The organism is Parazoarcus sp. PS-13 R2A (assembly GCF_057621855.1).
The window spans coordinates 20,040-42,859 of the sequence record NZ_JBYEXN010000017.1; the positions used below are offsets into that span (position 1 = coordinate 20,040).

21 protein-coding genes are annotated in these 22,820 nt (G+C 64.4%); 8 read left to right on the forward strand and 13 right to left on the reverse strand.

Going from position 1 to position 22,820, the window contains the following annotated elements:
- Position 1: 1 nt before the first annotated feature.
- From rph to AC22G6_RS15435, 3 genes are read right to left on the reverse strand one after another with little or no spacing between them, the layout of a single operon-like run.
- Positions 2–718, reverse strand: coding sequence for a ribonuclease PH (rph, locus tag AC22G6_RS15425; protein ID WP_487367486.1), 717 nt, complete (start codon positions 716–718; stop codon positions 2–4).
- Positions 719–735: 17 nt separating this feature from the next.
- A complete protein-coding gene (locus tag AC22G6_RS15430; protein ID WP_487367487.1) occupies positions 736–1,653 on the reverse strand; it encodes a PP2C family protein-serine/threonine phosphatase in 918 nt (305 codons plus the stop codon).
- A gap of 11 nt (positions 1,654–1,664) precedes the next feature.
- Positions 1,665–2,612, reverse strand: a complete 948-nt coding sequence (locus AC22G6_RS15435; protein WP_487367488.1) for a serine/threonine protein kinase — start codon at positions 2,610–2,612, stop codon at positions 1,665–1,667.
- A gap of 92 nt (positions 2,613–2,704) precedes the next feature.
- Between AC22G6_RS15435 and AC22G6_RS15440 the strand changes: the two genes are divergently transcribed.
- Both AC22G6_RS15440 and AC22G6_RS15445 read left to right on the forward strand, forming a co-directional pair.
- On the forward strand, positions 2,705–3,571 hold the full coding sequence (locus AC22G6_RS15440; protein WP_487367489.1) for a YicC/YloC family endoribonuclease: 867 nt from the start codon (positions 2,705–2,707) through the stop codon (positions 3,569–3,571).
- Between the two features lie 4 nt (positions 3,572–3,575).
- Complete coding sequence (locus AC22G6_RS15445; RefSeq protein ID WP_487367490.1) at positions 3,576–4,466, forward strand: EamA family transporter; 891 nt, start codon at positions 3,576–3,578, stop codon at positions 4,464–4,466.
- A gap of 4 nt (positions 4,467–4,470) precedes the next feature.
- Here AC22G6_RS15445 and AC22G6_RS15450 read toward each other — a convergent pair whose 3' ends face one another.
- From AC22G6_RS15450 to urtA, 10 genes are all read right to left on the reverse strand, one after another.
- Complete coding sequence (locus tag AC22G6_RS15450; RefSeq protein ID WP_487367491.1) at positions 4,471–6,111, reverse strand: nitric oxide reductase activation protein NorD; 1,641 nt, start codon at positions 6,109–6,111, stop codon at positions 4,471–4,473.
- Positions 6,095–6,895, reverse strand: a complete 801-nt coding sequence (locus tag AC22G6_RS15455) for an AAA family ATPase (RefSeq protein ID WP_487367492.1) — start codon at positions 6,893–6,895, stop codon at positions 6,095–6,097. Before AC22G6_RS15455 ends, AC22G6_RS15450 begins: the two co-directional genes overlap by 17 nt.
- A 266-nt stretch (positions 6,896–7,161) precedes the next feature.
- Positions 7,162–8,199, reverse strand: coding sequence for an aliphatic amidase (locus tag AC22G6_RS15460; RefSeq protein ID WP_108950174.1), 1,038 nt, complete (start codon positions 8,197–8,199; stop codon positions 7,162–7,164).
- Between the two features lie 35 nt (positions 8,200–8,234).
- Positions 8,235–8,576: an FmdB family zinc ribbon protein gene (locus AC22G6_RS15465; protein ID WP_108950175.1), complete on the reverse strand. Its 342-nt coding sequence runs from the start codon at positions 8,574–8,576 to the stop codon at positions 8,235–8,237.
- A 68-nt stretch (positions 8,577–8,644) separates the two neighbouring features.
- Positions 8,645–9,877 (reverse strand): formamidase, encoded by a 1,233-nt coding sequence (gene fmdA, locus AC22G6_RS15470; RefSeq protein WP_487367493.1) that lies wholly within the window; start codon positions 9,875–9,877, stop codon positions 8,645–8,647.
- 21 nt (positions 9,878–9,898) lie between these two features.
- Complete coding sequence (gene urtE, locus AC22G6_RS15475) at positions 9,899–10,588, reverse strand: urea ABC transporter ATP-binding subunit UrtE (RefSeq protein WP_108950177.1); 690 nt, start codon at positions 10,586–10,588, stop codon at positions 9,899–9,901.
- Between the two features lie 12 nt (positions 10,589–10,600).
- Positions 10,601–11,344 carry an urea ABC transporter ATP-binding protein UrtD gene (gene urtD, locus AC22G6_RS15480; RefSeq protein ID WP_487367494.1) on the reverse strand — a complete coding sequence of 248 codons (744 nt, stop codon included), beginning with the start codon at positions 11,342–11,344 and terminating at the stop codon, positions 10,601–10,603.
- A 21-nt stretch (positions 11,345–11,365) separates the two neighbouring features.
- Positions 11,366–12,559, reverse strand: a complete 1,194-nt coding sequence (gene urtC, locus AC22G6_RS15485; RefSeq protein WP_487367495.1) for an urea ABC transporter permease subunit UrtC — start codon at positions 12,557–12,559, stop codon at positions 11,366–11,368.
- Between the two features lie 27 nt (positions 12,560–12,586).
- Positions 12,587–13,501, reverse strand: coding sequence for an urea ABC transporter permease subunit UrtB (urtB, locus tag AC22G6_RS15490; RefSeq protein ID WP_108950180.1), 915 nt, complete (start codon positions 13,499–13,501; stop codon positions 12,587–12,589).
- Between the two features lie 72 nt (positions 13,502–13,573).
- Positions 13,574–14,830 carry an urea ABC transporter substrate-binding protein gene (urtA, locus tag AC22G6_RS15495; protein WP_487367496.1) on the reverse strand — a complete coding sequence of 419 codons (1,257 nt, stop codon included), beginning with the start codon at positions 14,828–14,830 and terminating at the stop codon, positions 13,574–13,576.
- A gap of 306 nt (positions 14,831–15,136) precedes the next feature.
- Here urtA and AC22G6_RS15500 point away from each other — a divergent pair, with 306 nt between their 5' ends.
- The 6 genes from AC22G6_RS15500 (at position 15,137) to AC22G6_RS15525 (ending at position 22,815) form a co-directional block, all read left to right on the forward strand.
- Complete coding sequence (locus tag AC22G6_RS15500) at positions 15,137–18,499, forward strand: ATP-binding protein (RefSeq protein ID WP_487367497.1); 3,363 nt, start codon at positions 15,137–15,139, stop codon at positions 18,497–18,499.
- A complete protein-coding gene (locus tag AC22G6_RS15505) occupies positions 18,496–19,401 on the forward strand; it encodes a response regulator (protein ID WP_487367498.1) in 906 nt (301 codons plus the stop codon). Before AC22G6_RS15500 ends, AC22G6_RS15505 begins: the two co-directional genes overlap by 4 nt.
- 73 nt (positions 19,402–19,474) lie before the next feature.
- Positions 19,475–20,089, forward strand: coding sequence for a guanylate kinase (gene gmk / locus AC22G6_RS15510; protein WP_108950184.1), 615 nt, complete (start codon positions 19,475–19,477; stop codon positions 20,087–20,089).
- Positions 20,090–20,092: 3 nt separating this feature from the next.
- On the forward strand, positions 20,093–20,308 hold the full coding sequence (gene rpoZ / locus AC22G6_RS15515; protein ID WP_108950185.1) for a DNA-directed RNA polymerase subunit omega: 216 nt from the start codon (positions 20,093–20,095) through the stop codon (positions 20,306–20,308).
- A 24-nt stretch (positions 20,309–20,332) separates the two neighbouring features.
- Complete coding sequence (locus AC22G6_RS15520; RefSeq protein ID WP_108950186.1) at positions 20,333–22,534, forward strand: RelA/SpoT family protein; 2,202 nt, start codon at positions 20,333–20,335, stop codon at positions 22,532–22,534.
- A 92-nt stretch (positions 22,535–22,626) separates the two neighbouring features.
- Positions 22,627–22,815, forward strand: coding sequence for a DUF3460 family protein (locus AC22G6_RS15525; protein ID WP_487367499.1), 189 nt, complete (start codon positions 22,627–22,629; stop codon positions 22,813–22,815).
- Positions 22,816–22,820: the final 5 nt, after the last annotated feature.

Consider the following 22,820-nt stretch of genomic DNA (forward strand, 5'->3'; position numbering starts at 1 on the left):
TTCAACCCCCTAGTGCAGCCTGTTGCAGTTCGGTCAGGCGACCGATGCCGGCCTCGGCGAGATCGAGCAGGGCGTTGAGTTCGGTGCGCGAGAAGGCGGCGCCTTCGGCCGTGCCCTGCACTTCGATGAGACCGCCGGCGCCGGTCATGACGACATTCATGTCGGTGTCGCAGTCGGAATCTTCATCGTAGTCGAGGTCGAGCACCGGTGTGCCCTTGTAGATGCCGACCGACACGGCGGCCACGAAGTCGGTCATCGGACTGGTGGCGAGCTTGCCGTCGGCGACCAGCTTGTCGAGCGCATCGCGCACCGCGACGCAGGCGCCGGTGATGGCAGCGGTGCGGGTGCCGCCGTCGGCCTGCAGCACGTCGCAGTCGATGGTGATCTGGCGTTCGCCCAGTGCGGCGAGGTCGACCACGGCGCGCAGGCTGCGGCCGATCAGGCGCTGGATCTCCTGGGTGCGGCCGCTCTGCTTGCCCTTGGCCGCTTCACGCGCGCTGCGGGTATGGGTGGCGCGCGGCAGCATGCCGTATTCGGCGGTGAGCCAGCCCTGACCCTTGCCGCGCAGGAAGCCCGGTACGGTTTCTTCCACGCTTGCCGTGCACAGCACGCGGGTTTCACCGAACTCGACCAGCACCGAGCCTTCGGCGTGTCGGGTGAAGCCGCGGGTGATGCGGACGGGGCGGAGTTGATCGGGCTTACGTTGACTGGGTCGCATTGCAGATTCCTGTTGCTTTACTTGGTGAATTTCTTGATGGCCGAGTTGATCTCGGAGATGGCGCGTTCGATTTCGTCGTCGGTGAGGTCTGCCGCGCTGGCCGGGCTACGGGTGCGCTGGAAGGCTTCCATCTGCGTGGTGAAGTCGTGCAGGGCCATGGTCTGGGTGGACACCGAATCGGGCACGGCTTCGCCCAGGTCGTCGTGCCAGCACATGGTGACCATCGACAGGTTGTCGCAGGTTGCGCCAGCAAGCGTCTCGGCCTCGGACATGAGCTTCGGAACGGCTTCAAGCAGATTGGTTCCGGTCAGGCCGCGCAGCAGGCCCTGATTGCCCACTGGCCCCCATACGCCGTCCGAGCAGATGGCGATGATGTCGCCGTCCTGCAGCAGGGTGCGGCGGGAGAACTCGATCTGCGGCGGATGGGTGCCACCCAGGCAGGAGTAGATGCGGTTGCGCCCGGGGTGGGTCGCCGCGCCTTCTGCGTCGAGCAGGCCCTGATCCATCATCAGTTGCACGCGCGAGTGGTCGCGGGTCTGCACGTTGATCCTGCCCTGGCGCAGCAGGTACAGGCGCGAGTCGCCGGCATGAGCCCAGTGAGCGTAGCCTTCCTGCACCACGCAGACGACGATGGTCGTGCGTGGCGCCTCGGGCAGATTCTTGTCGAGGGCGTAGTCGAGGATGGCATGGTGCGCGCTCGACAGCACCCGCGACAGGAACAGCGCTGGGTCCTCGAGCTTGGGCTGGGCCTCGCGCTGGAAGGCCTGAGTGATGTACTGCACGGCAATATGAGAGGCGACCTCGCCATGGAGGTGGCCACCCATGCCGTCGGCAAGCACCATGATCAGGGCGTCGCGCGAGTAGCAGTAGGCGATGCGGTCCTGATTGGTCTTGCGTTTGCCGATACGGCTTTCCTGGAAGATGGTGAATCTCACGACGTGCTCCCTCAGCCCTTGCCGATGAAGGTTTTGAGCCGGGACCCGAGGTCGGTGAACCAGGTCGCCGGCATGGCTTCGCCCGCCTGCTTTTGCATCAGCGCCTTCTGCAACGAATAGACGCTTTGCGGACGTTTCAGGGGGTCGAGGTGCAGGCACCACTCGACCAGTTCCAATAGCTGTTCAGAATACTTGCCGGCATGCGTTTTTGATACCGGTTGTACGGTATCGCGCTTTAAGCGCTCGTCAGAGCGCAGCGGGGCAGTGCCGACGATGCAGGCATACATGCTGGCGCCGACACTGTAGATGTCGCTCCAGGGGCCAAGGGCTTCGCGGTTGCCGAACTGCTCGGGCGAGGCGAAGCCGGGGGTGTACATCGGCTTGAGCATCGGCTGCTCGAGCGCCAGCGTCTGGCGCGCGGCGCCGAAGTCGAGCAGCACCGGTGTGCTGTCTGCACGCAGGTAGATGTTCGATGGCTTGATGTCGAGGTGCAGCAGCTTGTGCGCATGCACTTCGCGCAGGCCGTTGAGCATGCGGGTGAACACGCCGCGGATGAAGCGCTCGCGCACTTCGCCCTTGTGCTTCTGGATGTAGTCGTGAAGGGTGCGGCCGCGCTCGAACTGCATCACCATGTACACCGTCTGGTTGGCGCGGAAGAAGTTGAGCACGCGCACAACGTTGGGATGCATCAGCTTGGCCAGCGAGCGCCCTTCCTCGAAAAAGCACTTCATGCCGTAGCGGAAGGCGGGCTGGTTTTCGTCCGAGACCTGCGGTTCGATCTCGCCGTCCTTGCGCAGGGCGAGCGAGTTCGGCAGATACTCCTTGATCGCGACCGGCGTGCCGTCGGTATCGTAAGCGAGATACACAATGGAGAAGCCGCCGAGCGATAGCTGGCGCTCGATCTTGTAATGATCGAGTTGAAAGCCGGAGGGGAGTGCGCAGTTTGCTTGAGGCGGCATCTTCGAGGGCGCTAATATTCGGCTTTCCGCAGCTTTTCCTGACAGGGCCCTGCAGTGTAAACGATCGCAGCAGGTTCCCGGAGACCCTACCCATGATTCACAGCATGACAGGCTTTGCGGTGCAAACCCGTGACCTAGGCCCCGTTAGCCTTCATCTGGAGCTGCGCAGCGTCAACTCCCGCTATCTGGACCTCAACTTTCGCATTGTCGAAGACCTGCGCCAGGCCGAGCCCGCGATTCGCGAGCAGATTACCGGCCGCCTCAGCCGCGGCAAGGTCGAGTGCCGTCTGAACCTGCAGACCAACAATGCCGCACCGCGCACGCTGGCGCTCAACAGTGGCCTGCTGGCCCAGCTCGCGGATGCCCAGACCAAGGTGCAGGCGCAGTTTCCGTCGGCCAAGCCGATGTCGGTGGGCGAGTTGCTGCGCTGGCCCGGCATGCTGGCCGATGACGGCGTGACCTTCGAGCAGATGCAGCCGGCCATTGCCGAGCTGGCGCGCGCGGCGCTCGACGAGCTCGTCGCCACCCGCGGGCGCGAGGGCGAAAAGCTGGCGGAGATGATCCGCGAGCGCATCGCGCGCATGCGTGAGCTGGTGGCGATCGCCACGCCGCGCATGCCGGCGATCGTGGTCGAGTATCAGAACAAGCTCACCGCCCGCTTGCGCGAGGCTGTGGCCACGCTGGACGAAGACCGCGTGCGCCAGGAGGTTGCCCTGTACGCGCAGCGTATCGACGTGGCCGAAGAGCTCACCCGCCTCACCACGCACCTCGACGAGCTCGAGCGCATCCTCAAGGCAGGGGGTTCGGCCGGCAAGCGCCTGGACTTCCTGATGCAGGAGCTCAATCGCGAGGCCAACACCCTGGCTTCAAAATCGCCGGCAACCGACATCACGGCGGTGGCGATGGAGATGAAGGTGCTGATCGAACAGATCCGCGAGCAGGTTCAGAACCTGGAGTAGACAAATGACCCCGCGCGACTTGCTGCTGGCCTTGTTGGTGGTTGTGGTGTGGGGTGTGAATTTCGTGGTCATCAAGGCGGGCGTGTCCGAGCTGCCCCCATTGCTGCTCGGCGCCTTGCGTTTTGTCGCCGCGGCCTTCCCGGCGGTGCTGCTGTTCCGCCGCCCGGACGTGCCCTTGCGCCTCTTGCTGGCTTACGGGCTGACGATTTCGGTGGGGCAGTTCGCCTTTCTGTTCACTGCCATCCATGTCGGCATGCCGTCCGGCCTGGCATCCCTGGTGCTGCAGTCGCAGGCCTTCTTCACCATGCTCTTCGCCGCCTTCTGGCTCAAGGAGACATGGCGTCCAAGCCAGCTGGGCGGGCTGGTGCTGGCGGCCTGCGGCCTGGCGCTGATCGGATCTGCCCACGGTGTGAGCATGCCGCTCGGCGGCTTTCTGCTGACCTTGCTGGCCGCGTCGATGTGGGCCGCCGGCAATATCGTGACGCGCGAGATCGGGCGCCACGGCCCGGTGGACATGCAGGCGCTGGTGGTGTGGGCCAGCCTGGTGCCGCCACTGCCTTTCCTGCTGCTGTCGCTGCTGATCGAGGGGCCGACGGCCATCGGGCGCGCGCTTGCCGCGTTCAGCCTGCAGTCTGCCGCCGCCATCGCCTATCTCGCCTGGGTCGCAACGCTGCTGGGCTACGGCATCTGGAGCCGGCTGTTGTCGCGCTACCCGGCCAACCAGGTGGCGCCGTTCTCCTTGCTGGTGCCGGTGGTCGGCCTGACGACCGGCTGGGTGGTCTATGGCGAGGAACTGCAGATGGTGCACTTTGCCGGCGGCGCGCTTCTGATGGCGGGGCTTGCGGTCAATCTGTTCGGCGCACGAATCATGGCGCGCTTGAGGCGGATGGCCTGAGCCTTCAGCGTCGGCCCAGTTGCTCGTGCAGTTGTGTCAGTGCCCGCGACAGGGCCGCCGGGCGCAGCACGGTGCGGTAGTTGCCATGGCCGAACACCCGGCGCAGGGCGTCGCCGGCCTGGCTGTCGAGCGCGAGGCAGAAGACATGGATGCCCTCCTTGCGCGCCTCACGCACTGCGGCGGCGGCGTCTTCACGCAGGTAGGCGTCGTCGAATACGTCGATGTCCGAGGCTTCGCCGTCGCTGAGCAGCACCAGGTGCCGGCTGCCTTCGCGCTCGTCACGCATGCACGTCACCGCGTGGCGGATGGCCGCGCCCATGCGGGTGGAGTGGCGCGCGTGCACGCCGCTCAGCGTCTGCTCGAGCCGTCCGGGATCGTCCATGCCGAATTCGCTCAGGCGCAGGTAATCGACCTGCTCGCGGGTGTTGGACGAAAAGCCGTGCACCGCCACCCGGTCGCCGCTGCGTATGGCCGCCGCCTGCAGTGCGATGGCGGCTTCACGCTCGAGATCGAGCACGGTGGTGCCATCGGCGTCGATCACGTCGTTGGCTGAGGTGGACAGGTCGAGCAACAGCAGCAGGCTTCGGCGGCGCGGGCTGCGGCCGCTGCGGCGGTGGATGCGCGGCTCGGGTGGCGCGCCAATGCGGCGGTCGATCATCAGCTCGGTGGCGGCGTCGAGGTCGATGTCCTCACCCTCCTGCTGCCTGCGCAGGCGTACCCGGTGATCCAGTTGCGTCACGCGGTGGGGCGCTGTTCCGGAGCGGTGCCGGGTGGAGGCGTGGGACCCTGCTGGAGGCGGGGTGCTGCGTTCGACCACGGTGCTCCATCGCATGCGCTCGCGCTCGAGCCGGTAGTCCCATTCCGGATAGGGGTAGCGGGCGAGAATGATCTCCTGCGGCGACGCGCTCCGGGTGCTGCGGCTGCCCGCCGGGGCGGAAGGGGCGTCGACACTGGCCGTGGTCTGCTCGCCTGTCTTGTCGAACATCCACAGATAGCTGTTGTCGTCGCCGTGCGCATAGGGGACGGCATAGCCTTGCAGGTTCATCCGCACCCGCATCTGGCCAAGGTCGTTGGCGAGCACCGAGGCGACGGCGCGCAACGCGGCCGGATCGTCGAGTCGTGCGGCCTGCGCTTCGAACTGCTCCCGACCCTTGCTGACCCAGTAACCGTCGTCCTCGTGGCTGGGGTCGAGCAGCGCCAGGTGAAGCCGGGCGACGAGGTCGGGAAAGCTGCCCTCCGGACCTTGCGGCTGCCGGCAGGCGAGCCTGGCCTGGTGCAGCAGCGGGGCGCGCAGCCCCGGGTAGCGTGCGATCAACAGGCGCTCGACGCGAGCATCCTCGATGGTCGATGCCATGGCGATACCCATCGGCTTGAGCTTGCCCACCGCCTGCGCCGCGGGCGAGAACAGCAGGTGCGCGGCCGCGTGCGCGATCGCGGCAAGGCGCAGGTCATTGTCGGCGTCGACCGGCAGCAGGAGCCTGTCGGCGCGCAGGATCGGGCGTGAGTGTTCCGATCCGGGCTGGTCGGCCGTAAGCCATTGAACGTCTATCCGGCGCCCGCTCAGCGCGTCGATGAGGTGGCCGAGGGACTCCAGGCTGCGCGAAGCGGTATCCGCCGCAGGCAAGGTCTCAGCCGAGGCAGGCATCCACGATGTCCTGCAGGGCCTGACGCAGATCGGGGTCGTCGGTGATGGCGCTGGTCATGGCCATGTGGCAGCTCTCGGCCGCTGGCAGCCCATCGCGGATAAGCACGCCGGCATAGACCAGCATCCGGGTGGAGATGCCTTCGTCCAGGCCGCGGGCACGCAGCGCGCGCGAGTGACGGGCGATATCGACCAGGGTGGCGGCGAGCGCGGGCTCGATTCGCGCTTCGTGGGCGACGATTTCGGCTTCGGCGCTTGCGTCCGGATAATCGAACTCGAGTGCGGCAAAGCGCTGGCGGGTGGAGGGCTTGAGGCTCTTCGCGCTGCTCTGGTAGCCCGGGTTGTAGGACACCACGAGCTGGAAATCCGGATGTGCCGTGACCACTTCACCCTTGCGGTCGAGCGGCAGCTTGCGCCGCGAGTCGGTGAGCGGGTGGATCACCACGGTGGTGTCCTGGCGCGCCTCGACCACTTCGTCGAGATAGCAGATGGCTCCGCGGCGGGCGGCCACGGTCAGCGGGCCGTCGTGCCAGTGGGTGCCGTCGGCGTCGAGCAGGAAGCGCCCGACGAGGTCGGCTGCAGTCATGTCTTCGTTGCAGGCGAGGGTGATCAGCGGCTTGCCAAGGCGCCAGGCCATGTATTCGACGAAGCGCGTCTTGCCGCAGCCGGTGGGCCCTTTCAGGATCAGGGGCAGGCGGTGGGCGTAGGCGTGCTCGTAGAGCGCGATCTCGTGGCCGACCGGACGGTAGTAGGGTTCTGCGCTGAAACGGTAGTCTGAGAGGTCCATTTTTGCTGGTCAGAAAGGCAGGATGGAGGGGAGGCCAGTGCCCGCTTGCGTCGGCCGGCGCTGCGGCTCATGCAGGCCTCGCCCTTCGGGTACCCGCCATAGGCACCGTCATCCTGGCCGCGCCGGAACTCGCTGCGCTCGGACAGCCGGCGCGGAAGACCCCAGGATGACGATGCCTGCGGCGGCGGGCCTGAAATCGCCTCAGCGCCAGCCAACGCAAGCTGTCTTGCAGTGTGCCTGGACCGACGCAGGACATCGGCCGACGCTCAGCGGTGTTCCGGTTCCTGGTTCGGAATGCCGTCGATCGGGCATTCGGGCGTGCCCACCGTGCTGCGGGTGATGGCCTCGACCTTCTTGCGCGTGCCTTCGGGGTCGTTGATCCAGTCGGCGTAGAAACCGTAGGGACAGGCGGCGACGCCAGCGGCTTCCTCGCCGGAGTTGATCTTGCCGGTGTAGCCACGGTGCAGCAGCTTGAACAGGTGGTTCTGCGACTGCGCGTTCTTGCGGAAGTCGCGAATCAGGCTGGTCGACAGCTCGGCATACTGGATGCCCATGTCCTCCTCGCCGCATTCGCCCAGCGTGCGGCCGTCGAAGCCGACGATCGCGGAGTGGCCGAAGTAGGAATACACGCCGTCGAAGCCCGAGGCATTGGCCACGGCAACGTAGCAGTTGTTCATCCACGCCATGGCCTTGGCCACCAGCACCTGCTGATCCTTGGCCGGATACATGTAGCCCTGACAGCGCACGATCAGCTCGGCGCCCTTCATTGCGCAGTCGCGCCAGATCTCGGGGTAGTTGCCGTCGTCGCAGATGATGAGGCTGATCTTCATGCCCTTGGGGCCGTCGGACACATAGGTGCAGTCGCCCGGATACCAGCCCTCGATGGGCACCCAGGGCATGATCTTGCGGTACTTCTGCACGATCTCGCCCTGGTCGTTCATCAGGATCAGGGTGTTGTACGGGGCCTTGTTCGGGTGCTCTTCGTGGCGCTCGCCGGTGAGCGAGAACACGCCCCACACCTTGGCCGTGCGGCAGGCAGCGGCAAAGATCTCGGTTTCCTCGCCGGGGATGGCCGCGGCGGTGTCGTACATCTCCTTGGGGTCATACATGATGCCGTGGGTCGAGTACTCGGGAAACACCACCAGATCCATGCCGGGCAGGCCGCGCTTCATGCCGACCACCATGTCGGCGATCTTGCGGGCGTTGGCGATGACCTCTGCCTTGGTATGCAGGCGGGGCATCTTGTAGTTGACGACTGCAACGCCGACGCAGTCCTTGCTGCTGGAAATATCTCCGTGTCTCATCTTGCGTGTCCTCGAAACTGGGTTTCAGTGCGCCATCAATGGCTGATCATCCACGGGCGCTTGGTAGGGAAGGTCTTGGCACCGTCGGGGCTCTTGACGGTCGATTTGGAGAGGCCCGATCCGCATCCGCAGCCCGGCCCGTGACGATGGGTGGCGTGGTGTTCGGCGCTGGTTCTGGGGGCGTGGGCGGCGCGTTCGTTGGTGGCGTGGGCGATGCGATTGGTGGATGACATCGTCGCCAGCGTTGGCGCGCTGAGGATCACGCGCTCCGATCCCTTGCCGCAGTAAGGGCAGATGCACGGGTCGTTGCGCACGGCGATCGGGCGGTAGGCCGTGAAGTCGCCGCAGTCGTCACAGCGGTATTCGTAAGTAGGCATCCCGGAACTCCTCGAATCTTGCAGGGCAAAGCACTGCGCGCCGCGAGGGCGCGCAGTGATGGTCAGGCTCAGACCTTGTCGTAGGCGATCGGCAGGTCGGCCGTGCCGGTGATGAACTTGGTCGGGCCCGATGCGTTGGGGTTGATGTCGAACTCGAAGATCTCGGTCGGCAGCCACAGGGTCGCGCAGGCGTTCGGAATATCGACCACGCCACTGATGTGGCCCTGTACCGGCGCGGTGCCGAGCAGCGAGTAGGCCTGCGCGCCTGAGTAGCCGAATTTCTTCAGATACTCGATGGCGTTGAGGCAGGCCTGGCGATAGGCGACATGCACGTCCAGATAGTGCTGCTTGCCTTCTTCATCCACCGAGATGCCCTCGAAGATGACGTAGTCCTTGTAGTTCGGCGTGATCGGGCTGGGCTTGAAGATCGGATTCTTGATCGCGTACTTCTCCATGCCGCCCTTGATCAGCGACACCCGCATGTGCACCCAGCCGGCCATCTCGATGGCGCCGCAGAAGGTGATCTCGCCATCGCCCTGCGAGAAGTGCAGGTCGCCCACCGACAGACCGGCGCCCTTTACATAGACCGGGAAGAAGATCTTCGCGCCGCGCGACAGATCCTTGATGTCGCAGTTGCCGCCGTGTTCGCGCGGCGGCACCGTGCGTGCGCCTTCGGCCGCGGCCTTGTCGCGTGCATCGCCCTGCATCTTGCCCATGTGGGCGGTCTTCGGGGCCGGCGGGTTGGCCAGCGGCGGCACGCGGTCGGGCTGGGTGGCGATGAAGTCCACTTCGCGCTCGTTCCACATGTCGAGCATCTTCTGGTCGGGCAGGCAGCCGATCAGGCCGGGGTGAATCAGGCCGGCGAAGTTCACGCCGGGAATGTGGCGGCTCTTGGTGAACATGCCTTCGAAGTCCCAGATCGACTTCTGTGCATGGGGGAAGTGCTCGGTGAGGAAGCCACCGCCATTGGTCTTGGAGAAGAAGCCGTTGAAGCCCCACAGGCTGTCGTCACGGGCGCCGATGTCGAGCAGGTCGACCACCAGCAGGTCGCCCGGCTCGGCACCTTCGACGCCGACCGGGCCGGACAGGAAGTGCACGGTGGACAGATCGACATCGCGCACGTCGGCTGCGTCATCGTCGTTCTTGATCGCGCCACCGGTCCAGTCATAGGTTTCGAGCACGAAATCGTCGCCCGGCTTGACCCAGCAGGCCATGGGAATATCCGGGTGCCAGCGGTTGTGGACCATCTCGTTTTCATACGGGGACTGCTTGAGATCGACCTTGATCAGAGTTTCAGGCATGGCATACCTCTTTGGTGTGAGTTAAACCGAAAGGAACTGCTTGATACGCGCCTCGTCGGTATCCGCGCGCGTGCTTTCATGGACCAGACGACCGCCTTCAATGACGAACAGGCGGTCCGCAACGTCCATGGCAAAGGAAAGGACCTGCTCTGAGACCACGATGGTGATCTGGCGCAGCTTGCGGATCTCGTTCAGCGCCTTGGCAATGTCCTTGATGATCGAGGGCTGGATGCCTTCGGTGGGTTCGTCGAGCAGCAGGACCTTGGGGTCGGTGACCAAGGCGCGCGCAATGGCGAGCTGCTGCTGCTGTCCGCCCGAGAGGTTGCCGCCCTTCCGGCGGCGCATGTCCCACAGCACCGGGAAGAGGGCGTAGATTTCCTCGGGGATATGCTTGGTCTTCGAGTTCTCGAGACCGGTCTGGATGTTCTCTTCCACGGTCAGGGTGGGAAAGATCATCCGGCCCTGGGGCACGTAGGCGATGCCTTTGGCGACACGACGATAGCTCTCGTCCTTCGACACCTCCTGTCCGTCCACCTCGACCGAGCCCGAGCGGATGGGCAGCACGCCCATCAGGGACTTGAACAGGGTGGTCTTGCCCATTCCGTTGCGGCCCATGATGGCGATAGCCTCATTGCGTTCGGCCTTGAACGAGATGCCGTGCAGCGCCTCGCTCTGACCGTAATTCACCACGACATCCGATACGTTCAGCATGATTGGCTCCTGTCAGTGGCCGAGATAGACGTCGATGACCTTGGGATCGGCCTGGACCTTTTCCATCGAGCCTTCGGCAAGGATCTTTCCTTGGTGCATGACGGTGACCTTGTGTGCGATGCGCGACACGAAGGCCATGTCGTGCTCGATGACGATGACCGAGCGGTTCTTGCAGATGCGCAGCAGGAGGTCGGCGGTGAGCTCGCGTTCGCGGGCGCTCATGCCGGCAATCGGCTCGTCGAGCATCAGCAGTTCCGGGTCCTGCATCAGCAGCATGCCGATCTCGAGCCATTGCTTCTGGCCGTGCGAGAGCAGTCCGGACTCCAGTTCGAGACGATCGGAAAGGCCGATCATCTCCGCCACCTCCATCACCTTGCTGCGCACCTCGTCGTCGCACTTGAAGCCGAGCGCACCGAACACGCCGCGACCGCGCGGGAATGACACTTCGAGGTTCTTGAACACGCTCAGGTTCTCGTAGATCGACGGGGTCTGAAACTTCCGTCCGATGCCGGCGCGCACGATCATGTGCTCAGGCAGGCTGGTCATCTCCTGGTTCTTGAACTTGATGCTGCCCGCCGAAGCGCGGGTCTTGCCGCAGATCAGGTCGAGCAGCGTGGTCTTGCCGGCACCGTTGGGGCCGATCACCACGCGCAGTTCGCCGCGGTCGAGATAGAGGTTGAGGTTGTCGATGGCCTTGAAGCCGTCGAATGACACCGTCAGATCCTCAACGGCGAGCACGAAATCGGTATTGCTCATGGTCTGTTCCTCCGTTGTCGATCAGGCGGACTGGCTGCTGACTTTGCCGGGCAGGTTCATGTCGCCATCGGTCCGTTGCGGTGCGGCGGCGGGCTGCGGTGCGCTGCTGGCGCTGACCGTTTCCGTTTCCGCAGGCTGCTTGCGGCGGGCGAGGCGGGGCTTGACGTGGCTCTCGTACAGACCGGCGAGGCCGTTGGGGAAGACCATCACCACGCTGATGAAGAGTGCCGACATCAGGAACAGCCACAGGTCGGGGAAGCTCTCGGAGAAGTAGGTCTTGCCGAAGTTCACCAGCAAGGTGCCGTACACCGCGCCCACCAGGCTCATGCGTCCGCCGATGGCGGCGAAGATGACCATCTCGATCGATGGAACGATGCCGACGAAGGAGGGCGACATGAAACCGACCTGCAGCGTGAACATCGCGCCGCCGATGGCCGACAGTGCTGCGGCCAGGCAGAAGGCGAAGACCTTGAACATCGACACGTCATAACCGGAGAAGCGCACCCGGTCTTCCTTGTCGCGCATCGCCAGCAGCAGGGTGCCGAGCTTGCTGAGCTGGATCCAGCGGCACAGCACGATGGCGCCGAGCAGCAGCCCCACATTGACGAAGTAGAGGATGTACTTGGAACTGTCGTCGCGGATGTCCCAGCCCATCAGGGTCTTGAGGTCGGTCATGCCGTTGACCCCGCCGGTGAAGCCCTGCTGGCCGATGATCAGTACGGTCAGGATCAGCGCCACGGCCTGGGTGATGATGGCGAAGTACACACCGCCGACGCGGCGCTTGAACATCGCGTAGCTGATGATGAAGGCAAGCAGCGTGGGAACCGCGATCACCGCAATCAGGGTCAGTGGCAGCGACTTGAACGGGAGCCACCACATCGGCAGTTCGGTGAGCTGATTCCAGTCCATGAAGTCGGGAATGCCCGGCGTCGATTGAATGGCGGTGCTCTCGGGGTCGGACGCTTCGAGCTTGAGGAACATCGCCATGGCGTAGCCCCCGAGGCCGAAGAACACGCCCTGGCCGAGGCTGAGCACGCCGCCGTAGCCCCACAGCATGACCAGGCCGATGGCCACGAAACCGTAGGTCAGGTACTTGCCTACGAGATTGAGGCGGAAGATGTCCATCAGCAGCGGAAACGCTACCAGCAGGATGAGGGCGAGGATCACGAAGCTGCCGTAGCCGCCTCGCATCACCCAGTTCTTGATTGCATTCATGGTTGGCTCTCCGGAATGGGCGGGGGGTCAGCGACGGACCTTGGCTGCAAACAGACCTTGCGGGCGCAGCATCAGGATGGTCACGATCATCAGCAGGGTCAGCACCTTGGCGTTCGAGCCGCTGAGGAAGAACTCCGAGATCGACTGTGTCTGTGCGATGCCGAAGGCCGAGACCACCGTGCCCCACAGGCTGGCCGCACCGCCGAAGGTCACGACGAGGAAGGCGTCCACGATGTAGAGCGAGCCGCTGGTCGGTCCGGTGGAGCCGATCGTGGTGAAGGCCGCGCCGGCCACACCGGCGACGCCGCAGCCGATGGCGAAGGTCAGACGGTCGGTGCGCGTGGTGTTGATGCCGATGGCGTTGGCCATGGTGCGGTTGGCGACCGTTGCACGGACCCGCAGACCCCAGCGCGACTTGTACAGAGCGAGCAGCACGCAGCCGGTGACGAACACCGTCAGGCCGAGCACGAACATGCCGTTGATCGGAATGTCGAGGCCGTCGGTCGGGGCCCACGAGCCCATCAGCCAGTCAGGCAGCGTGGGGCTGACTTCCTTGGGGCCGAAGGTGGAACGGAACAGCTGCTGCATGCCCAGCGACAGGCCCCAGGTGGCGAGCAGGGTGTCGAGCGGGCGTTTGTAGAGATGCCGGATCAGCGCCCATTCGGCCAGCCAGCCGAAGGCGAAGGCGATCAGGAAGGCGCACACGATCGCAACCGGGAAATAGACCTGTATCAGGCCGGGGGCGAGGGATTCGGTGAGGCTGGAAAACAGGAAGATGGTGTAGGCACCGATGGTCATGAACTCGCCGTGCGCCATGTTGATGACGCCCATCTGGCCGAAGATGATCGCCAGGCCGAGTCCCATCAGCAGCAGCACCGCAAACAGGCTCAGCCCTGCAAAACCCTGCATCAGGGTGATGTTGTAGATTTCGTCGAATGTCATGACGGAGCTCCGGGAGTTGATGCGCTGAACGGCCGAAAACCGCCGCGGCGTGTGCCGCGGCGGCTGCCAGTCTTACTGGTAGCCCTTGGGGAAGGGGTTCGGTTCGATCAGCTCGGGGGATTCGGCGACGACCTTGAACTGGCCGTCGGCCTGACCCATGCCGATGCGGGTCTTGCTCCACAGGTGATGGTTCTCGTGGACCTTCACGTAGCCTTCCGGCGCGGTCTTGAGTTCGATGCCAGGGGAGGCGGCGACGACCTTGTCCACATCGAAGCTGCCGGCCTTTTCGACAGCCGCCTTCCACAGCCATGGCCCGAGGTAGGCCGCCTGGGTGACGTCGCCGATGACCGCCTTGGGTCCGTACTTGGCCCTGAAGGCAGCGACGAACTTCTTGTTGTTCTCGTTCTCGAGCGACTGGAAGTACTTCATCGATGCATAGAAGCCCTCGAAGTTTTCGCCGCCGATGCCGAGCATTTCGTCTTCGGTGACCGACAGCGTGAGCAGGAACTGCTTGCTCGCGGTGATGCCCGCAGCCTTGAGCTGCTTGTAGAAGGCGACGTTGGAGCCACCCACCACGGCGCAGAAGATGCAGTCCGGCTTGGCGATCTTGATCTTGTTGATCAGGGAGTTGAAGTTGGTGTTGCCGAGCGGGTAGTACTCTTCGCCGACGACGCTGCCCTTCTGGAAGTTCTCGATGTGCTTGCGCGCGATCTTCATCGAGGTGCGCGGCCAGATGTAGTCCGAGCCCACGAGGAAGAACTTCTTCGCCGACTTTTCCTTCTGCGCCCAGTCGAGGCCCCAGATGATCTGCTGCGTGGCTTCCTGGCCGGTGTAGATCACGTTCTTCGACTGCTCCAGGCCTTCGTAGAAGGTCGGGTAGTAGAGCAGGCCGTTCTCTTTCTCGAAGATCGGCAGCACGGCCTTGCGCGAGGCGGAGGTCCAGCAGCCGAACACGGTCGCAACCTTGTCGTTGACCAGCAGCTTGCGCGATTTCTCGGCGAAGGTCGGCCAGTCGGAGGCGCCGTCTTCCTTGATCACCTTGATCTTGCGGCCGAGGATGCCGCCCATGGCGTTGATTTCGTCGATCGCCAGCTGTTCGGCCTGGATCGAGCCGGTTTCGGAGATCGCCATCGTGCCAGTGCCGGAGTGAAGCTGGCCGACCGTGACTTCGGTGTCGGTGATCGCGAGGCCGGTGGTATTGACCTTGGCTGTCGGGAACTGCTGGCCGAAGCTGAGACCGGACATGCTTACCAGGGGCAGTGCAGCGAGCCCTTGCAGCAGACGGCGACGGTCGAGGGAGATCTTGTTCTGGTCAGACTTTGAAGACATGGATGACTCCTTGCTCTGCGGGAATGAAAAGCGTCGGCATGGCGCCGCATCCGGATTGCAGCGGCGTTGCTGCTGCGCACAATCTATTCGCAGGGGTGCGTAGTCCCAATACGTCGTTTGACGTAGTGAGGAGCGCCTCGGGATGGTGCGTTGCTGCACCAGAATCAGGCGTCGCCCGTGACCGGGCACGCAGTCGACGGCGCTCGGGGCGCCGGATTGGCGCGGCGCTGCCCGGTGGTGGCGGGGACGGCACGGTGTGGAGCGCGTCTTGCTTGAGGAATCAATCTTTTACTGCCGCCCAGACCCATGCCTGCAAACACGCAGCGCATCTTCAGGGTCCGTCGCGACTACAACACCTGGGTCGCCAACGAGACGCTCGAGGACTACGCGCTTCGCTACACTCCGCGCTCCTTTCGCCGCTGGTCGGAGTTCCGCGTTGCCAACACGGCGTTCGGCGCGGTGTCCTTTCTGGCGATGGAGGCCATTGGCGGCACCATGGTGGTCAACTATGGTTTCGCCAATGCGCTGATCGCGATCCTCGTGGTGGGGCTGCTGACTTTTCTGACCGGGCTGCCGATCAGCTATTACGCGGCCCGCTACGGCGTCGACATGGACCTGCTGACCCGTGGGGCGGGTTTCGGCTATCTCGGTTCGACCTTCACCTCGCTGATCTACGCGACCTTCACCTTCATTTTCTTCGCCCTCGAAGCGGCCATCATGGCGCTTGCGCTGCAGATGGCCTTCGACTGGCCGATTGCCTGGTGCTACGTCGTGTCTGCGGTGGTCATCGTGCCAATGGTGATCTACGGGGTCACGTTCATTTCACGCCTGCAGTGGTGGACCCAGCCTGTGTGGCTGCTGCTGTGGCTTGGCCCCTTCGTTTTCATCCTGTTCAAGCAGCCTCAGGCCTTCGTCGATTTCGTCGGCATGACCGGGCGTACTTCCGGTGACAGCGGCTTTGACTGGATGATGTTCGGCTCTGCGGCAACCGTGGCGTTTGCGCTCATCGTGCAGATCGGCGAGCAGGTGGACTTCCTGCGTTTCATGCCTGAGAAGACCGCGCTCAACCGTCGGCGCTGGTGGTCGGCCGTCATCGTTGCCGGTCCCGGCTGGATCGTGCCCGGCATGCTCAAGATGCTGGGCGGTGCCTTTCTCGCCTTCCTCGCCCTGCAGCACGAGATCCGCCCCGCAAATGCCACCGAGCCCACGCAGATGTACCTCGCTGCCTACGGCTATGTGTTTGCCGAACCGTTCTGGGCGGTCGCGGCGACCACCGTGTTCGTGATCATTTCCCAGATCAAGATCAATGTGACCAACGCCTATGCCGGCTCGCTGGCGTGGTCCAACTTCTTTGCACGTGCCACGCACAGCCACCCCGGGCGCGTGGTGTGGCTGGTATTCAACGTCCTGATCGCCACGCTGCTGATGCTGTTCGGCGTGTTCCAGGCGCTGGAGCCGGTGCTGGGGCTGTATGCCAACGTCGCGGTGGCCTGGGTCGGGGCGCTGGTGGCCGATCTGGTGATCAACAAGCCGCTCGGCCTGTCGCCTGCCCATATCGAGTTCAAGCGTGCCCATCTCTTCGACATCAATCCGGTGGGCCCGGGCGCCATGCTGATCGCAGCGACGGTGGCGATCATTGCCTACTCGGGCTCCTTCGGACCCATTGCGCAGGCGTACTCGCCATTCATCGCCCTGTTTCTGGCGTTTCTTTGCGCGCCGGTGATCGCGTGGCTGACGCACGGACGCTATTACCTGGCGCGTCAGAGTCATCCCGCCTGGCGTCCGGGCGAGATGGTGCGCTGCGTGGTGTGCGAAAACCATTTCGAGGCGGACGACATGGCGACCTGTCCGGCCTACGAGGCGCCGATCTGCTCGCTGTGCTGCACCCTCGAATCACGCTGTCACGACCGCTGCAAGGCGGGCGCGCGGGTAACCGAGCAGGTGCAGCGCCTGCTGACCGTGCTGCTGCCGGTCGCCATTTCGCGACGCTTCAACTTCCGGGTCGGGCACTACATGCTGCTCCTGTGCAGCCTCTTTCTGCTCATCGGCACCGTGCTGGGCATCAACTACTATCAAGCGACCGTGACGGCGGGCTTCAATCCGGACGTCGATCATTTTCTTCGCAGCGCATTCGGCAAGAGCTTCAGCATGATGGCGCTGCTGGCTGCGGTGGGGGCCTGGTGGATGGTGCTGAGCAGCGAGAGCCGGCAGCTTGCCGAGGATGAGTCGAATCGCCAGAACCTGCTGCTGAGCCGGGAGATCGAGGCGCACCGCCAGACCGATGTTGCCCTGCAGCAGGCCAAGGAGCTCGCGGAGTCGGCCAACCGTGCCAAGACGCGCTACGTCACGGGGGTCAGTCATGAGCTGCGCACGCCACTCAACAGCATTCTCGGCTATGCGCAGATTCTCATTCACGACGCCAGGCTGGAGCGCGACCAGTTGCGCTCGGTGTCCACCATTCATCGCAGCGGCGAGCATCTCGCCAGCCTGATCGACGGCCTGCTCGATCTTGCGCGCATTGAAGCAGGACGCCTGACGCTCGACCCCACGGTGTTCGATCTGCCCGAGTTCATCGACGATCTAGAGCGCATGGTGGGGCCGATGGCCGCGGCGAAGCAGCTTGGCTTTCGCGTTGAGCTGGGTGCCGGCTTGCCCGGTCTCGTGCGTGCCGACCTCAAGCGGCTGCGCCAGATCCTGATCAACCTGCTGGTGAATGCGGTCAAGTTCACCCTGCGTGGCGAGGTGCTGCTGCGCATCAGCTACCGTGCGGACGTTGCGCGTTTCGAGGTCATCGACAGTGGCGTTGGCATTGCTGATGAGGATCTCGAGCGCATCTTCCTGCCCTTCGAGCGCAGCGGCGTGCAGAACCGTGAGCCCGGCACCGGGCTGGGGCTGACCATCACGCAGCTGCTGACCGAGCTGATGGGCGGTGAGCTCAGCGTGCACAGCGAGCCCGGCAAGGGGAGTTACTTCGGGGTGCGCATCTACCTCCCGGCGCAGACCGCGGATCAGGGCGACACCCAGGTCATGACCGCGGTGACCGGATATGGCGGCAAGCGCTGCAGGGTACTGGTGGTCGATGACGAGGCCGATCACCGCCAGCTGATCATCGGTCTGCTCAGTCCGCTGGGCTTTCTGTGCGCAGAGGCTGCAAGCGGCGCCGACTGCCTGGCCCTGCTCGATACCGAGGCGCCGGACGTGGTGCTGCTCGACATCAGCATGAGCGGCATGGACGGCTGGACCTGCGCGTACCGGATTCGTGCGGCCGGTCATCGCTGTCCGATCATCATGGTGTCGGCCAATGTGTTCGACAACCGCCAGGAGCAACTGCTCGCCGCACAGTGCCAGGGTTTCGTCAGCAAGCCGGTGCGCGAGTCGGAGCTGCTCGCCTGCCTGGGCGCCGTGCTGGAGATCGACTGGTTGCGCGCCGAGCGCCCGCCGCGGGAGAGTGCGGGCGCCGGGTTGCCGGAGAACACGCTTGCGGCCGACGACCGGGCCAGCCTTACCGCCCTGCTCAGAATCGGTCATGTACAGGGTGCGCGGCGGGAGCTGCAGCGCATTGCAGCTGAGGCGCCGGGCGTGGCAGCGGCATGCGAACATCTTTCCGCCCTGATGGACAACTATGAGCTGGAGCGTTGCATGGACTATCTCGGAGTGCCCGTGTCATGACGGTGGACGTACAGGAAGTCGAACGCGTCGTTCTGCTGGTGGACGACATGCCGTCGAGCCTGGATTTTCTGGTCCAGGCGCTGGATCAGGCGGGGTATACCGTGCTCGTCGCTCCCGGCGGCGAACCGGCCCTGCGTCTGCTCGATCTCAGTGTGCCGGATGCAATCCTGATGGATGCGGTCATGCCGGGCATGGACGGTTTCGAGGTCTGCCGCCGGATCAAGGCGGTCGATGCCTACGCGCACGTTCCGGTCATTTTCATGACCGGGCTGGCCGAAACGGAAGATGTGCTCGCCGGCTTCGCCGCGGGCGGCGTGGATTACGTGGTGAAGCCGGTCCGGATTCCCGAGGTCCTCGCGCGTCTGGCCACGCATGCGCGCAACGCGCGGCTTGCACGGCTGTCGCGTGAAGCGCTGGATATCGGCGGTCACGGCGTGGTGCTGCTCGACGGACTGGGACGGATCGCCTGGCAGTCGCCGCAGGCCGCCGCCTGGCTTGCTGCGCTGTTCGGTACGCCGGCTGCGGCGGCAGACTGGCTGCGCGGGCTGATTGCAGACCCTACCCGGGGCAGCGGCGAGACCCGCGTGATGCCCGACGGGCGAAGCCTGCAGCTGCGCCCGTTGGGACCCGCCGGAATCGGCGAGACCATGATCTTTCTGTCGCTGCGGCAGCCGGGCAATGTGCAGCCAGCGCGGCCGGCGCTGGCCACGCTGACACGGCGTGAAACCGAGGTGCTGTCATGGATCGCGAAGGGCAAGACCAACCGCGACATCGGCGACATCCTCGGGATGAGCCCGCGCACGGTCAACAAGCATCTCGAACACGTTTTCGAGAAGCTGGGCGTGGAAACACGCGCTGCTGCGGCCGCGCTGGCAATCCGCGAGTTCGATCCGGAGCCGTGAGCGCCCGGGGGCGTTACAATCCTCACTTTCCGCCGCATTGTCCCTGCGGCGCGCCGTATAGTGAGAGCCTGAAATGTCCGGAACCCTTTTCATCGTCACCGCGCCTTCCGGCGCCGGCAAGACCACGCTGGTGCGGGGTCTGCTCGAGCGCGATCCGCAGGTGCAGCTGTCCATCTCCTACGCCACCCGCGAGCCGCGTCCGGGCGAGAAGAACGGGCGTGAGTACCACTTCGTTGATGTACCCACGTTCCGTGCGCTGCGCGACCGCGGCGAATTTCTCGAATGGGCCGAGGTGCATGGAAACTATTACGCGACCTCCAAGGTCTGGCTAAAGGAGCAGATCGAGCAAGGGCGCGATACGCTGCTCGAAATCGACTGGCAGGGTGCGCAGCAGGTGCGCAAGGTTTTTCCTGCCGCGGTGGGGGTGTTCATCCTGCCGCCGTCGCTCGATGAACTGGAAAACAGGCTGCGTGGACGGGGTACGGATAGTGACGATGTCATCAACCGCCGCCTGCTTGGCGCACGTGGCGAGATGCGGCACGTGGCCGAGTTCGACTACGTTATAATTAACAACGAGTTGCAAGTCGCGCTCGAAGATCTGGTTGCCGTCGTTCGCGCTTCGCGCCTGCGCAACGCCAATCAGCACCAGCGACACCCGCAGTATTTTGATTTCCTTGAACAGGACTGAGTCATGGCCCGCATCACCATCGAAGAATGTCTGAAAAAGATTCCGAACCGCTTCCAGCTCACGCTGGTGGCGACCTATCGTGCCCGTCAGCTGACCCTCGGCGGCACGCCCCAGATCGACATGGACCAGCATGAACGTGACAAGCCGACCGTGATCGCGCTGCGCGAAATTGCTGAGGGCAAGGTTGGCCTGGAAATGCTTAACCGCGGTCAGGCCTGATTGCGCGCGGGGCGAGGCGAGATCATGGAAACCGACCTTGCGCCCGCGCCCCCGCAACCTTTTCGCCCGCCCGCATCGAGCGCGGTTCCGATCGACTTCGAACTGCTGCGCGAAAAGCTTGCCACGTATCTGAAGCCCGAAGATCTCGGGCGCGTTGAAGCGGCATACCATTTTTCGGCCAGTGCGCACGAGGGGCAGTTCCGCATCAGCGGCGAGCCCTATGTGTCGCACCCGGTGGCGGTCACCTCCATCGTTGCCGACTGGCATCTCGACCCCCAGGCCCTGATTGCTGCGCTCCTTCACGATGTGATGGAGGACACGCACATCTCCAAGGCGGAGATTGCTGAGCGCTTCGGCAAGACCTCTGCCGAACTGGTGGACGGCCTGTCCAAGCTGGACAAGATCGAATTCCGTTCGCAGGAAGAGGCGCAGGCCGAGAACTTCCGCAAGATGTTGCTGGCCATGGCGAGCGACCTGCGGGTGATCCTCATCAAGCTTGCCGACCGCCTGCACAACATGCGTACGCTCGATTGCGTGCGCCCGGCCAAGCGCCGCCGGATTGCCAGCGAAACGCTGGAGATCTATGCCCCGATCGCCAACCGGCTCGGGCTCAACAACATCTACCGCGAGCTGCAGGAACTGTCCTTCGAGCACAAGTACCCGATGCGTTTCCGGGTGCTGGCCAAGGCCATCCGCGCTGCGCGCGGCAACCGTCGCGAGGTGGTGGGCAAGGTGCTCACCACGATCGAGGAGCGACTGCCGCAGTGGGGCATCACCGCCGAGGTCTATGGGCGTGAGAAGCACCTGTACAGCATCTACCGCAAGATGATGGAAAAGCACCTGTCGTTTTCGCAGGTGCTCGATATCTACGGTTTTCGCGTGATCGTGCACGACGTGCCTTCGTGCTACCTCGCGCTCGGCGCCCTGCATTCGATGTACAAGCCGGTGCCGGGCAAGTTCAAGGATTATCTCGCGATACCGCGCGCCAACGGTTACCAGAGTCTGCACACGACGCTGATCGGGCCCTTCGGCACACCGGTCGAGGTGCAGATCCGCACCCGCGAGATGCACCACATCGCCGAGTCGGGCGTGGCCTCGCACTGGCTGTACAAGGAAGACGAGAAGACGCTCACCGAACTGCAGCAGAAAACGCATTCGTGGCTGCAGTCGCTGCTCGAACTGCAGTCCACCTCGGTTGGCGCTGCCGAGTTCCTGGAGCACGTCAAGATCGACCTCTTCCCGGGCGAGGTCTATGTGTTCTCGCCGATGGGCAAGATCTTCAATCTGCCGCGCGGCTCGACGCCGGTCGACTTCGCCTATGCGGTGCATACCGACGTGGGCAATCGCTGCGTGGCCTGCCGCATCAACTCCGACCTGATGCCCCTGCGCAGCGAACTGCGCAACGGTGATCAGGTGGAGATCATCACCGCGGCGCATGCCGCGCCCAATCCGGCCTGGCTGTCCTATGTGCGTACCGGCAAGGCCCGCGCGCAGATCCGACATTTCCTCAAGAACGCCCAGCAGGAAGAGTCTGTCGCGCTCGGCGAACGCCTGCTCAATCAGGCATTGCGCCCGCACGGCCTCACCCTGGGGCAGATCTCCACCTTCGCCTGGGACCGTTTCCTGCGCGATCGCGGTGTGCGCATCAAGAAGGACATTTTCGCCGACATCGGTCTCGGCAAGCGCCTGCCGGTCATCGTGGCCCGGCGCCTGTCGCAGGCGCAGGACCAGGAGTCGGGTCGCCCCGACGTGGTCAAGCCCAAGCCCGCCGGCGCGATTCAGATCCGTGGCAGCGAAGGCATTGCAGTACAGCTGGCACGCTGCTGCCAGCCGATTCCAGGCGATCCGATCATCGGCACCATTCGCAAGGGCCAGGGGCTGGAAGTGCATCTGCACGACTGTCCGGTGGTCGCCAAGTTGCGTGGCGACCGCGCGCGCTGGGTGGATGTCGAGTGGGAGCCGAGCGACGAGCGTCTGTTCGACGTCACCATCCGCGTGCTGAGCAAGAATTCCCGCGGGGTGCTGGCCCGAGTGGCCAGCGCGATCTCCGAGGAAGACTGCAACATCCAGACCGTCAACATGGACAACGAGCAGGGCGATTACACCGCCCTCAACCTGACCGTGCAGGTGCGTGACCGCATGCACCTGGCCCGCGTCATGCGCGCGGTCAGGCGCGTGCCCGAAGTGGTCCGCATCGGCCGCCTTAAGGCCGACGGCCGCGTCTGACCGCGCAATCCTGCCGCTGCACCGTGCGCGGCAGGGAGACCGCCCGCGTCCGACCTGCTAGAATCCCGCGGGTCTACGAGGGAGAAGGCATCATGGCGATCTACGAATCAGAACATACCAAATTCATGCGTGAGTGGATGGAGAAGCACCCCGAGCAGGCTGTCGAGCAGCGCCAGGGACGTGCGCTGTGGTGGGACAAGCCGCAGGACCTCGCGGCGCAGAAGTGCGCGCAGGAATCCAAAGTGCCGACCAAGGGCTACTACTACGACATCAACCACTGATCCGC